The sequence below is a fragment of the Streptomyces sp. NPDC002057 genome, assembly GCF_040296665.1.
Taxonomy (GTDB): domain Bacteria; phylum Actinomycetota; class Actinomycetes; order Streptomycetales; family Streptomycetaceae; genus Streptomyces.
In genome coordinates, this window is sequence record NZ_JBEOXR010000054.1 from 1 (window position 1) to 13756 (window position 13756).

5 protein-coding genes, 1 tRNA gene and 1 rRNA gene are annotated in these 13756 nt (G+C 70.9%); 6 read left to right on the plus strand and 1 reads right to left on the minus strand.

What is annotated here, in order from left to right; translation table 11 throughout:
* Positions 1-94: ribosomal RNA gene (rrf, locus tag ABT129_RS30845) — 5S ribosomal RNA — on the plus strand; the annotation flags it as partial.
* A 4-nt stretch (positions 95-98) separates the two neighbouring features.
* A tRNA-Thr gene (locus tag ABT129_RS30850) sits at positions 99-174 on the plus strand.
* 100 nt (positions 175-274) lie between these two features.
* On the opposite strand, the gene ABT129_RS30855 is transcribed toward ABT129_RS30850, so the two are convergent.
* On the minus strand, positions 275-2920 hold the full coding sequence (locus tag ABT129_RS30855) for a SpoIIE family protein phosphatase (RefSeq protein ID WP_351908177.1): 2646 nt from the start codon (positions 2918-2920) through the stop codon (positions 275-277).
* Positions 2921-3189: 269 nt separating this feature from the next.
* On the opposite strand from ABT129_RS30855, the gene ABT129_RS30860 reads away from it, so the two are divergent.
* The 4 genes from ABT129_RS30860 (at position 3190) to ABT129_RS30875 (ending at position 13732) form a co-directional block, all read left to right on the plus strand.
* Positions 3190-8676, plus strand: a complete 5487-nt coding sequence (locus tag ABT129_RS30860) for a HAMP domain-containing protein (RefSeq protein ID WP_351908179.1) — start codon at positions 3190-3192, stop codon at positions 8674-8676.
* A 315-nt stretch (positions 8677-8991) separates the two neighbouring features.
* A complete protein-coding gene (locus ABT129_RS30865) occupies positions 8992-9666 on the plus strand; it encodes a response regulator (RefSeq protein ID WP_351908181.1) in 675 nt (224 codons plus the stop codon).
* A gap of 127 nt (positions 9667-9793) precedes the next feature.
* Positions 9794-12628 (plus strand): DNA translocase FtsK, encoded by a 2835-nt coding sequence (locus ABT129_RS30870; RefSeq protein ID WP_351908183.1) that lies wholly within the window; start codon positions 9794-9796, stop codon positions 12626-12628.
* A gap of 276 nt (positions 12629-12904) precedes the next feature.
* Positions 12905-13732 carry a helix-turn-helix domain-containing protein gene (locus ABT129_RS30875; protein WP_351908185.1) on the plus strand — a complete coding sequence of 276 codons (828 nt, stop codon included), beginning with the start codon at positions 12905-12907 and terminating at the stop codon, positions 13730-13732.
* The last annotated feature ends 24 nt before the right edge of the window (positions 13733-13756 follow it).

Genomic DNA, 13756 nt, shown 5'->3' on the forward strand with positions numbered 1-13756 from the left:
AACGCCCGGTTACATTCCGAACCCGGAAGCTAAGCCTTTCAGCGCCGATGGTACTGCAGGGGGGACCCTGTGGGAGAGTAGGACGCCGCCGAACACCCGCCCTTTTAGCTCAGTCGGTAGAGCGTCTCCATGGTAAGGAGAAGGTCAACGGTTCGATTCCGTTAAAGGGCTCCAAGTGAAAAGGCCCCCGCCTTGTGGCGGGGGCCTTTTTGCGTTCCCCGGACAGACGGGGACGCGGGGCGGCGACCCCCTTTCGGGGATCGCCGCGGTGGCGTCAGCGGTCGTCCGGCTCTCGGAGACGGAGCGCCAGGATGGCCATGTCGTCGGAGGCGGGGGCCTGGGCGAAGCGCTCCACCGCGCGGAGCACGCGGGAGGCGACAGCGCCGGCCGTGAGGCCCGTACAGGTCTTGAGGACCTCCGCCAGGCCGTCGTCGCCCAGCATGCGAGTGCCTTCGCGGCGTTCCGTCACGCCGTCCGTGACGCACAGGAGGACGTCGCCCGGATCGAGCGTGATGGTCTCCTCGTACAGTTCGAGGTCCTCCATCACGCCGAGGAGGGGCTGGGGCTCGGCGGCCGGGCTCACCGTGCCGTCGGGGCGGAGGCGGAGCGGGAGCGGGTGGCCGGCGCAGACGACCTTGAGGATCGCCGATCCGTCCTCCTGCGGGTGCATCTCGCCGTACAGCAGGGTCAGGAAGCGGCTGCGGGCGCCCTCGTCGAGGATCGCCGCGTTGAGCCGCTCCAGGACGGCCGGGCCGCCGAAGCCCTCGCGGGCCAGGAGACGCAGGGCGTGCCGGGCCAGGCCGGTGACGGCAGCCGCCTCCGGGCCCGTACCGCAGACGTCGCCGATGGCGAAGCCGTAGGCGCCGTCGCGGATCGGGAACAGGTCGTAGAAGTCGCCTCCGACCTCGTTGCCCTCGCCCGCGGCCCGGTAGATGACGTCGACCTCGACGCCCGGGATCTCGGGGAGGCCGGGCGGGAGGAGGCTGCGCTGGAGGGACTGGCTGATCGCCACGCGCTCCGAGTACAGGCGGGCGTTGTCCAGGGCGAGGGCGGCCCGGCGCGAGAGGTCCTCGGCGAGCTCCAGGATCTCCTGGCGGAAGTGGTCCTCCGAGGGCCTGCCGAGGGTCAGCATGCCGATGACCCGGTTGCGGGCGACCAGCGGCAGGACGACCGTCTCGCCGGCGACCGTGCTCGCGGTGGCCAGGGTCGTGTCGATGCCGGAGGACAGCGGGCTCGTCGGGTGGTCGAGGGCGCGGACCGAGGCCGTGAGCGCGGCCCGGTGGGCGGCGTCTCCCGGCGCGGTCCAGACGCGGGCGCCGGGGGTCGGCACCGGGTCGGGCGGGGCGATCGAGGAGAGCAGCTCCTTCAGGCCGTCGATGCGGTCCTCGTCCTCGTGGAGCACGTACGAGAGGTACGGGTCGGAGGACTGGTCGGCGATCGTGTAGACGGCGCACCAGGTCGCGAGGGTCGGGACCGTCATCTGGGCCATCAGGGCCAGGGTCTGGTCGCGGTCGAGGGTGCCCGCGAGGAGGTCGGAGGCCTCGACGAGGAAGCTGAGGGAGCCGCGGCGCAGTCGCTCCAGTTCGCCCAGGCGGGCGGACTCCACGGCCAGGGCGATGCGGTCGGCGGCGAACTGGAGGCGGAGGGCCTCCTCGTTGGAGTAGCGGTTCGCGGCCTCGGCGGCGACGCCGAGGGAGCCGGTGAGCCGGCCCTCGACCTTGAGGGGCACGGTGACCACCGAGCGCATGCCGGTGCCTTCGAGGAGCGGGACGGCGCCGGGGACGGCGGCCAGGTCCTCGTGGACGGCGGGCATCCGGGCGGAGCCGTAGCGGCTGGCGCCGGTCTCGACGGGGACGCGGGCGAAGCGCTGGCGGGCGGCCGGGAGGCCGGTGGTCGCCCTCACCTCCAGTTCCGTCTCGTCGTCGGTGGCCAGGAGCAGGAAGGCGGCGTCGCCGTCGAGCATGTCGCGGGCGCGTTCGACCGTGCGCTGGAGGAGGCCGTCGAGGTCGTCGGGGGCCGGGGAGCCGATGAAGACCTCGAAGGGGTCCGTGGTGCGGCTCTCGGCGCCCGGCTCGACGGCGGGGCGCTGCGGGGTCTGGAGGACGGCCCGCTCGTGCTCGCGTACCAGGAGGCAGACGGTGGACGGTTCGCCCTGGGCGTCGCGGACCCGGAGGTGCGAGGCGTACACGGGGACGACGCGGCCGTCGGCGCAGCGGATGCCGTAGCTGCCCTCCCAGCGGGAGAGACGCAGGGCCTCGGCGAGGCCGGTGCCGATGCCGGGGGTGTGGGGCCAGGCCGCGAGGTCGCCGAGGGGCTTGCCGGTGACCTGCTCGGAGTCGTATCCGAAGAGCTCCTCGGCGTCCTCGTTCCAGGCGGTGACGGCTCCGCCGCGGTCGATCTGGGCGACGGCGACGCGGACGCGGCTGTCGGCGACCGGGAGGAGGGCGTCGGGGAGGACGGGGCCCGCGGAGCGGGTGCCGACCGGGCGCCGGGGGAGGTCGAGGTGGAACCAGACGTGCTTGCGGGTGGGGGTGTAGTCGACGCCCCAGCGGTGGGCGAGGGCGGCGCAGAGGAGCAGTCCCCGGCCGTTCTCGCGGTCGGGGCTGCCGAGCGTGCGGCCGCTCTGGACGGGGATCTCGCGCTCGGGGTAGCGGTCGGAGACCTCGACGCGGATGCTGTCGTCGGCGCGGAGGCAGAGGACTTCGGCGGAGGTGCCGGCGTGGATGACGGCGTTGGTGACGAGCTCGCTGGTGAGGACGACGGCGTCGTCGACGAGTTCGGGGTGTCCCCAGCCCTGGAGGGTGTCCCTGACGAAGGCGCGGGCGGCCGCGACGGACCGCCCGACGGGCTCGAAGCTGGCAGTCGCCCGCGCGGTGATCACAGCACTCCTCGTACGCGTCTCGACGCCCGGCTCTGCCATGCTCGGTCTGTCCCTCCCGCTGCCCGGTGGTCGTATCCGCACCACACCGCCCCCGCCGGGCGGACCGGGGCGGTTGGACAGCCGGAAGCCAGGTTACTTACCTTCACTGTCCGAGCGGATGCCGGTCACCGCTGATTCCGTCCCCAGGGGGTAGGGACGCTGTACGAAGCTGCCGAACTGTTATCGCCTGGTTCGGTGGCGGTGAAACACTGGGCAGGCTACCGGCGGGAGCCGGAGCGGTACGGTCGACCCCTTTCGGGAGGGACACGGTGGAACCTGGCACGGCGGCGCGACGCGGCGGAGGCAGCGGTACGCGCGCGAGGGGCGGGCGTTCCCGTGGGGGGACGGTTCAGGTCGACGCGGCGGCGCTGGAGCGGCTGCTGGCCGCGCTGGTGTCGATGCGGGACGGGAACCTCCGCAGGCGGCTCACGGTGTCCGGCGACGGGGTCATGGCGGAGATCTCCGCCGTGTTCAACGAGGTCGCCGACCGGCAGATGCACGTGACGGGCGAGCTGACGCGGGTCCGCCGGGTGGTGGGGCGCGAGGGCAAGCTGTCCGAGCGCCTGGAGGCGGGCGCCGGCGAGGGGGCGTGGGCGGCGGCGATCGAGGCCGCGAACGCGCTCGTCGACGATCTGGCCCGGCCGGTGTCCGAGGTGGGACGGGTGCTCTCGGCGGTGGCCGAGGGTGATCTGGAACAGCGGATGGACCTGCGTTCGGAGGGTGCCGACGGGACGGTACGGCCGCTGCGCGGGGAGTTCCTCAAGGTCGCCCGTACGGTCAACAACCTGGTCGACCAGTTGTCGGTGTTCGCCTCCGAGGTGACCAGGGTCGCCGTCGAGGTGGGTACCGACGGCAAGCTGGGCGGGCAGGCGCAGGTGCGCGGGGTGTCCGGTTCGTGGAAGGACCTCACGGACTCGGTCAACACCATGGCGAACCGGCTGACGGCCCAGGTGCGGGACATCGCCCTGGTGACGACGGCGGTCGCCAACGGCGATCTGTCGCAGAAGGTCACGGCGAACGTCGCCGGCGAGATGCTGGAGCTGAAGAACACCGTCAACCGGATGGTGGACCAGCTCTCCTCGTTCTCCTCCGAGGTGACCCGTGTCGCCCGCGAGGTGGGTACGGAGGGCGAGCTCGGCGGGCAGGCCGAGGTGGCCGGGGTCGCGGGTGTCTGGAAGGACCTCACCGACTCCGTCAACACGATGGCGGGCAACCTGACCAACCAGGTGCGTGGCATCGCCGAGGTCACGATGGCGGTCGCCAACGGCGATCTGTCGCAGAAGGTGCGGGTGTCGGCGCGCGGCGAGATCGCGCAGCTGGCGGACACCATCAACCAGATGACGAAGACGCTGCGGATCTTCGCCGACGAGGTGACCCGGGTGTCGGGCGAGGTCGGCGCGGAGGGTCTGCTCGGCGGTCAGGCGCAGGTGCCGGGGGCCGCGGGGACGTGGAAGGACCTCACGGACTCCGTCAACACCGTCTTCCGGAACATCACCACGCAGGTGCGGGACATCGCGCAGGTGACGACGGCGGTGGCCAACGGTGACCTGTCGCAGAAGGTCACGGTCGACGTGGCCGGTGAGATGCTGGAGCTGAAGAACACCGTCAACACGATGGTGGACCAGCTGTCGGCCTTCGGTTCCGAGGTGACCCGGGTGGCCCGGGAGGTCGGTGTCGAGGGTCTGCTCGGCGGTCAGGCCGAGGTGCAGGGCGCGGCGGGGACCTGGAAGGACCTCACCGACTCGGTGAACACGGCCTTCCGCAACCTGACCGGTCAGGTGCGGGACATCGCGCAGGTGACGACGGCGGTGGCCAACGGTGATCTGTCGCAGAAGGTCACGGTCGACGTGGCCGGCGAGATGCTGGAGCTGAAGAACACCGTCAACACGATGGTGTCGCAGCTGTCGTCGTTCGCGGACCAGGTGACCCGGATGGCCCGGGACGTGGGCACCGAGGGCCGGCTCGGCGGTCAGGCGCGGGTGGACGGCGTCTCCGGGCGGTGGCGGGAGCTCACCGACTCGGTGAACTTCATGGCGGGCAACCTGACCTCGCAGGTGCGGCAGATCGCGCAGGTGACGACGGCCGTGGCCCGCGGCGACCTGTCGCAGAAGATCGACGTGGACGCGCGGGGCGAGATCCTGGAGCTGAAGAACACCATCAACACGATGGTCGACCAGCTCTCCGCGTTCGCCGAGCAGGTGACCCGGGTGGCCCGCGAGGTGGGCACCGACGGCCGGCTGGGTGGACAGGCGCAGGTGCCGGGTGTGGCCGGTGTGTGGCGTGACCTGACGGACTCGGTGAACGGCATGGCCGGGAACCTCACCACCCAGGTGCGCAACATCGCTCAGGTCGCCACGGCGGTCGCGCGCGGTGACCTGTCGCAGAAGATCGACGTGGACGCGCGCGGCGAGATCCTGGAGCTGAAGAACACCCTCAACACGATGGTGGACCAGCTCTCGAACTTCGCCGAGCAGGTGACCCGGGTGGCCCGCGAGGTGGGCACCGAGGGCATCCTGGGTGGTCAGGCCGAGGTGCAGGGTGTCTCCGGCACCTGGAAGGACCTCACCCAGTCGGTGAACTTCATGGCGAACAACCTCACCATCCAGGTGCGGAACATCGCCGAGGTCACGACGGCCGTCGCCAAGGGCGACCTCTCGAAGAAGATCACCGTCGACGCCCGGGGCGAGATCCTGGAGCTGGTGACGACCGTCAACACGATGGTCGACCAGCTGTCGAACTTCGCGGACGAGGTCACGCGCGTGGCCCGCGAGGTGGGCACGGAGGGCATCCTGGGCGGTCAGGCGCGGGTGCGGGGCGTCACCGGTACCTGGAAGGACCTCAGCGACAACGTCAACCTGATGGCCAACAACCTGACCAGTCAGGTGCGGAACATCTCCCGGGTGTCGGCGGCCGTCGCCAACGGCGACCTGACCAAGAAGGTGACGGTCGAGGCGCGGGGCGAGGTCGCCGAGCTCGCCGAGACCGTCAACACCATGGTGACGACCCTGTCGTCCTTCGCGGACGAGGTCACGCGCGTGGCGCGTGAGGTGGGTACGGAGGGCGAACTGGGCGGCCAGGCACGGGTTCCGGGTGTCTCCGGCACCTGGAAGGACCTGACCGAGTCGGTGAACTCGATGGCCGACAACCTCACCGGTCAGGTGCGGCAGATCGCCGCCGTCACCACCGCCATCGCCAAGGGCGACCTCACCAAGAAGATCGACATCGACGCGCGCGGTGAGATCCAGGAGCTGAAGAACACCATCAACACGATGGTCGACCAGCTGTCGAACTTCGCCGAGGAGGTCACCCGCGTGGCGCGCGAGGTGGGCACCGACGGGCAGCTCGGCGGCCAGGCCCGGGTCCGGGACGTCGAGGGCACCTGGAGCGATCTCACCGAGTCCGTGAACGAGATGGCCGGGAACCTCACCCGCCAGGTGCGGGCCATCGCGGCCGTCGCCACCGCGGTGACCCGCGGCGACCTCAACGTCAAGATCGACGGTGTGGACGCGGCCGGCGAGATCCAGGCGCTCCAGGACAACATCAACACGATGATCGCCAACCTGCGCGACACCACCCTCGCCAACGACGAGCAGGACTGGCTCAAGAGCAACCTGGCCCGCATCTCCGGCCTCATGCAGGGCCGCCGGGACCTCGACGACGTGGCCTCGCTCATCATGAGCGAGCTGACGCCGGTGGTCTCGGCCCAGCACGGCGCCTTCTTCGTGGCCATGCCGACGGGCTCCGCCCACAGCGACGCCGAACTCGTCGGTGAGGGCGACGGCTCCTACGAGCTGCGGATGCGGGGGAGTTACGGATACTCCACCGGGTCCATGCCGACCTCCTTCCGGCCCGGGGAGACCCTCATCGGGACGGCGGCCGACGAGAAGCGGACCATCCAGCTCCACGTGCCGCCCGGCTACCTGAAGATCTCCTCCGGGCTCGGCGAGGCGTCGCCCGCGCATGTGATCGTCCTTCCGGTCCTCTTCGAGGGGAAGGTCCTCGGCGTGATCGAGCTGGCCTCCTTCCAGCCGTTCACGCAGATCCAGCGCGACTTCCTCAACCAGATCGCCGAGTTGATCGCGACCACCGTCAACACCATCAGCGTCAACACCAAGACCGAGGTGCTGCTCCAGCAGTCGCAGGAGCTCACCGAGCAGCTCAAGGAGCGCTCGGCCGAGCTGGAGCACCGGCAGAAGGAGCTCCAGGGCTCCAACCTGGAGCTGGAGGAGAAGGCCGAGCTGCTCGCCCGGCAGAACCGCGACATCGAGGTGAAGAACACCGAGATCGAGGAGGCCCGGCAGGTCCTGGAGGAGCGGGCCGAACAGCTCGCCGTCTCCATGCGCTACAAGTCCGAGTTCCTCGCCAACATGTCGCACGAGCTGCGCACCCCGCTCAACTCCCTCCTGATCCTGGCCAAGTTGCTCGCGGACAACGCCGAGACCAATCTGACGCCGAAGCAGGTCGAGTTCGCGGAGACCATCCACGGCGCCGGTTCGGACCTGCTCCAGCTGATCAACGACATCCTCGACCTGTCCAAGGTCGAGGCGGGCAAGATGGACGTCTCGCCGACCCGGATCGCCCTCGTCCAGCTCGTCGACTACGTGGAGGCGACCTTCCGGCCGCTCACGGCGGAGAAGGGGCTCGACTTCTCGGTGCGGGTCTCGCCCGAGCTGCCGGCCACCCTCCACACCGACGAACAGCGCCTGCTCCAGGTGCTCCGCAACCTCCTGTCCAACGCGGTGAAGTTCACCGACACGGGCGCGGTGGAACTGGTGATCCGGCCGGCCGGGGCGGATGTCCCGCAGTCGATCCGGGAGCAGCTCCTGGAGGCGGGTTCGCTGCGCGACCCGGAGGCCGACCTGATCGCGTTCTCGGTCACCGACACCGGGATCGGGATCGCGGCGAGCAAGATGCGGGTCATCTTCGAGGCGTTCAAGCAGGCCGACGGCACGACCAGCCGGAAGTACGGCGGTACGGGTCTGGGCCTGTCGATCAGCCGGGAGATCGCGCGGCTGCTCGGCGGCGAGATCTTCGCGGCGAGCGAGCCGGGCCGCGGTTCGACGTTCACGCTCTACCTGCCGCTGAGCCCGACGGAGCTGCCGCCGGGTGCCTTCGGGCAGGGGGCGCAGGACGCCGACGACCCGCGGCAGGACATGGCGGAGGGGGCGGCCGGGTCCGTCCACTCGTTCCCGCACTTCCCGCCGCCGCCGGTGCGGACGGAGGCGCGGTCCGGGGCCGGGGCGCTCTTCCGGCACCGGCGGAAGGCGGCGGCGGAGGCGACCGGGGCGCGCACGGCGGTGCCGGGGCAGCCCGGTCAGCAGTTCGCGGCCGACCGGGTGGAGCAGGAGGCGGAGGCCGCGCCGCGCCGCACCTTCGGCTTCTCGGGCGAGAAGGTGCTCATCGTCGACGACGACATCCGTAACGTCTTCGCGCTGACCAGCGTCCTGGAGCAGCACGGGCTCGCGGTGCTCTACGCGGAGAACGGCCGGGAGGGCATCGAGGTCCTGGAGCAGCACGACGACGTGACGATCGTCCTGATGGACATCATGATGCCCGAGATGGACGGGTACGCGACGACGACGGCGATCCGGCGCATGCCGCAGTTCGCGGGGCTGCCGATCATCGCGCTGACGGCGAAGGCGATGAAGGGCGACCGGGAGAAGGCGATCGAGTCGGGCGCCTCGGACTATGTGACCAAGCCGGTCGACCCCGATCACCTGCTGTCCGTCATGGAGCAGTGGATGCGGGGGGAGTGAGTCCGCGGCGGGGCCCGTGGTGCGGGGGAAACGCCTGGCACCGCGGGCCCGCGCGCGCTCCGGGCCTTCGCCGTCGGACTGTCGCCACGGGGGTGTGAGAGGCCGGGATACGGGGAACCTTCTGGTCTCCCACCGCGTTTCCGGTACGTGCGCTGTGACATCGCGGTGACAGGGTGTGGCGACGGGCGGGGTGCGGCTACGATGACCGGCACAAGGACGGACGGCGTTAGGGAGTCGTCTTCAGGGGCGGCGCCCGGTGCTTCCCCCGGTTCGGGGAGCCGGGGAGAGCCGTTGCCGGGGCGAGGAGGACGGGGCATGGTGCAGAAGGCCAAGATCCTCCTGGTCGATGACCGGCCGGAGAATCTGCTGGCGCTGGAGGCCATTCTCTCCGCGCTCGATCAGACGCTGGTGCGGGCATCGTCCGGGGAGGAAGCGCTCAAGGCGCTGTTGACGGACGACTTCGCGGTCATCCTGCTCGACGTCCAGATGCCGGGGATGGACGGCTTCGAGACCGCCGCGCACATCAAGCGGCGGGAGCGGACCCGGGACATCCCGATCATCTTCCTGACCGCCATCAACCACGGCCCCCACCACACCTTCCGTGGGTACGCGGCCGGGGCGGTCGACTACATCTCGAAGCCCTTCGACCCGTGGGTGCTGCGGGCCAAGGTCTCCGTCTTCGTCGAGCTGTACATGAAGAACTGCAAGCTGCGCGAGCAGGCCGCCCTGCTGCGGCTGCAGTTGGAGGGCGGCGGCGAGGCGGGGCACGGCAAGGAGTCCGCCGGTCTGCTGGCCGAGCTCTCCGCCCGGCTCGCGGCCGTCGAGGAGCAGGCGGAGGCGCTGTCGAAGCAGCTCGACGACGACTCCGCCGACGCGGCCGCCGTCGCCACCGCCGCGCATCTGGAGCGCAAGCTCACCGGCTTGCGCCGGGCGCTGGACGCGCTGGAGCCGGGCACGGGCGCCGCGCCGACCCTCCCCGCCCAGGGCTGACGCGCCGTCACCGGCGGTTCCGGCGTGTCCCGCTCCGGAGTGAGGCGGCGTCAGCTTCGTGCCCCGGCAGGGGCGACACGAACGGGTGAGGCGGACAGCCGGTCTTCACACCGGTAACCTCGGCATCATGGCTTCACGTACGTCCGGCAAGGGTTCCCAGTCCACGGCGGGCACCGCAAAGCCGCGCGCCGGCCGTACCACGGGCGCCGCGAAGAAAGCGGCACCCGCGAAGTCCCCCGCCAAGCCGCCCGCGAAGAAGGCACCGGCCAAGAAGGCCGCGCCCGCCAAGCGCGCTCCCGCGCGGAAGCCGGCGGCGAAGAGGGCCGCTCCGCGGCCCGCCCCGTCCCCGACCGGCGGCGTCTACCGGCTCGCGCGCGGGGCCTGGCTGGGCCTCGCCCACGCGGTCGGGGCGATGTTCCGGGGGATAGGGCGTGGTGCCAAGGGCCTCGATCCGGCCCACCGCAAGGACGGGCTCGCGCTGCTGCTGCTCGGTGTCGCGCTGATCGTCGCCGCCGGCACGTGGTCCAACCTGCGCGGCCCGGTCGGCGACCTCGTCGAGATGCTGGTGACCGGGTCCTTCGGCCGGCTCGACCTGCTCGTCCCGCTGCTCGTCGGCGCGATCGGCGTGCGGCTGATCCTCTATCCGGAGAGGCCCGAGGCCAACGGCCGGATCAGCATCGGCCTGTCCGCGCTCGTCATCGGCGTCCTCGGCCAGGTCCACATCGCCTGCGGTTCGCCCGGGCGCGGCGACGGCAGCGAGGCCATGCAGGACGCGGGCGGCCTGATCGGCTGGGCCGCGTCCCAGCCCCTGGTCTTCATGATGGGCGAGGTCCTCGCCGTACCCATGCTGGTCCTGCTCACGGTCTTCGGGCTGCTCGTCGTCACCGCCACCCCGGTCAACGCGATCCCGCAGCGGCTGCGCGCCCTCGGCGCCAGGCTCGGCATCGTCGAGCCCGCGGAGGACCCGGCGGAGGCGGAGGCCTACGGGGGGCCGGAGGGTCACGAGGGGTACGACGAGGAGTGGCGGGACGCCCGGCCGCAGCCCCGGACCACCCGGCCCGTACGGAGGCGCGCCAACGGTCCTGCGGACCCCTACGACGTGGACCGGGCCGAGGCCGAGATGCTGGAGCGGCGCGGCCGTTCGGCGCGCCGTCCGTCCGAGCGGGCCGCCTTCGACCCGGGCCTGGACCCGGTGGACGTCGCGGCGGCCGCGGCCGCCGCGCTCGACGGAGCGGTGCTCAACGGGATGCCGCCGTCCCCGATCGTCGCCGACCTGACCAGGGACGTCACCGCCGACCGCAAGGCCGCCGTGGACGCCGCCGCGAAGGCCGCCGGGAAGGGGTCGGAAACGGTGGCGCCGGCCGCTCCCGTGCCGCCGGCCCGTGGTGGGGACCAGCGGCCCGGCGGAGGCGTACCGGATCTGACGAAGCCCGCCCCCGAGCCGACCGATCTGCCGACCCGGGCCGAGCAGCTCCAGCTCTCCGGCGACATCACCTACTCCCTGCCGTCGCTCGACCTGTTGGAGCGGGGCGGGCCCGGCAAGACGCGCAGCGCGGCCAACGACGCGGTGGTGGACTCGCTCTCCAACGTCTTCACCGAGTTCAAGGTCGACGCGGCCGTCACCGGGTTCACCCGGGGGCCGACGGTCACGCGGTACGAGGTCGAGCTCGGCCCCGCCGTGAAGGTCGAGAAGATCACGGCCCTGACCAAGAACATCGCGTACGCCGTGGCCTCCCCGGACGTGCGGATCATCTCGCCGATCCCCGGCAAGTCCGCGGTCGGCATCGAGATCCCCAACAGCGACCGGGAGATGGTCAACCTCGGTGACGTGCTGCGGCTCGCGGCCGCTGCCGAGGACGACCATCCGATGCTGGTGGCGCTCGGCAAGAACGTCGAGGGCGGCTACGAGATGGCCAACCTGGCGAAGATGCCGCACGTCCTGGTGGCCGGGGCCACCGGCTCCGGCAAGTCCTCGTGCATCAACTGCCTGATCACTTCGATCATGATAAGAGCGACTCCCGAGGACGTCCGGATGGTCCTCGTCGACCCGAAGCGGGTCGAGCTCACCGCGTACGAGGGCATCCCGCACCTGATCACCCCGATCATCACCAACCCCAAGCGGGCCGCCGAGGCCCTCCAGTGGGTGGTGAAGGAGATGGACCTCCGCTACGACGACCTGGCGGCCTTCGGCTACCGGCACATCGACGACTTCAACCAGGCGATCCGGGACGGGAAGATCAAGCTGCCCGAGGGCAGCGAGCGGGAGCTCAACCCGTATCCGTACCTGCTGGTCATCGTCGACGAGCTCGCCGACCTGATGATGGTGGCGCCGCGGGACGTCGAGGACTCGATCGTGCGCATCACCCAGCTCGCGCGCGCCGCCGGCATCCACCTCGTGCTCGCCACCCAGCGGCCGTCCGTGGACGTCGTCACCGGTCTGATCAAGGCGAACGTGCCGTCCAGGCTCGCGTTCGCGACCTCCTCGCTCGCCGACAGCCGGGTCATCCTCGACCAGCCGGGTGCCGAGAAGCTCATCGGAAAGGGTGACGGACTGTTCCTGCCGATGGGTGCCAACAAGCCCGTCCGCATGCAGGGTGCCTTCGTCACCGAGCACGAGGTCGCGGCCGTCGTGCAGCACTGCAAGGACCAGATGACCCCGGTCTTCCGGGAGGACGTCACCGTCGCGACCCGGCAGAAGAAGGAGATCGACGAGGACATCGGTGACGACCTCGACCTGCTGTGCCAGGCCGCCGAACTGGTCGTCTCCACGCAGTTCGGCTCCACGTCGATGCTCCAGAGGAAGCTGCGCGTCGGCTTCGCCAAGGCCGGCCGACTGATGGACCTGATGGAGTCGCGGAACATCGTGGGGCCGAGCGAGGGTTCGAAGGCGCGGGACGTTCTGGTCAAGCCGGACGAGCTGGACGGGGTCCTCGCCGTGATCCGGGGGGAGTCGGAGGCGTAGCGCGGTCGCCGCGCCGCCCGGTGGACGGGGCCGGGCGTGACCCGGTGGGAGTAGTGGCGGGGGAGCGGGGGTACCCGATCGAGACCCGGCCGAGACTCACTCGTAAGGGAACAGTGGGCAACCGTTTCCCCTGGCCGTACGTCAAGTTGGACGGTGGGACAGAAGGATGTCCCAGCCTCATGGCGTACAAACAGCACCCGCCCGGTTGCCCCACCCTTTCGTACCACCCATAGACTGAACGTCCAGCAGGTGGCTACACGCTCGAAAGGCGCTCTCGTGTCCATCGGCAACTCCCCCGAAGACGACCGGATCTTCCCGGCAGACGACCGGGACTCGATCGGTCGCGCTCTCCAGCAGACCCGCATCGCCGCCGGTCTCACCGTCGAAGAGGTCAGTGCCTCCACCCGTGTCCGGATTCCGATCGTGCACGCGATCGAGGAGGACGACTTCTCGCGCTGTGGCGGCGACGTCTACGCCCGCGGCCACATCCGTACCCTCGCGCGCGCCGTCGGTCTCGATCCGGCTCCGCTGATCGAGCAGTACGACGCCGACCACGGCGGCCGCCCCGCACCCACCCCCGCCGCCCCGCTGTTCGAGGCGGAACGCATCCGCCCCGAGCCGCGCCGGCCCAACTGGACCGCCGCGATGGTCGCGGCCATCGTCGCCGTCGTCGGGTTCGTCGGCTTCACGATGTTCAACGGGAACGAAGCCCCGAAGGGCACCACCACGGCCGACGGCGGTCCGGCGCCCGCGCCGGAGAAGGCCACCTCCGCCGCCAAGCCGAAGCCGGTCAAGCCCGTCGCCCCGAAGCCCAGCGAGAGCGTGATCGCCGCGGTCCCGCAGGACAAGGTCACGGTCAAGCTCTCCGCGATCGACGACAAGAGCTGGATCTCGGCCAAGGGCCACGACGGCAAGCTGCTCTTCGACGGCCTGCTCCTCGAAGGTGAGTCCAAGACCTTCCAGGACGACGAGCGCATCGACCTCGTCCTCGGCAACGCCGGAGCGATCGAGCTCTACGTGAACGGCAAGAAGCTCGCGGACAAGTTCGAATCCGGTCAGGTCGAGCGGCTGACCTACACCAAGGGTGACCCCGAGGCGGGCTGAGCCCCGTGAGACGGCCCCCGATGT

Bases quoted from the DNA above. Each gene is read 5' to 3' on its own strand.
- ABT129_RS30855 (WP_351908177.1), bottom strand. From the start codon at position 2,920: ATGGCAGAGCCGGGCGTCGAGACGCGTACGAGGAGTGCTGTGATCACC.
- ABT129_RS30865 (WP_351908181.1), top strand. From the start codon at position 8,992: ATGGTGCAGAAGGCCAAGATCCTCCTGGTCGATGACCGGCCGGAGAAT.
- ABT129_RS30870 (WP_351908183.1), top strand. From the start codon at position 9,794: ATGGCTTCACGTACGTCCGGCAAGGGTTCCCAGTCCACGGCGGGCACC.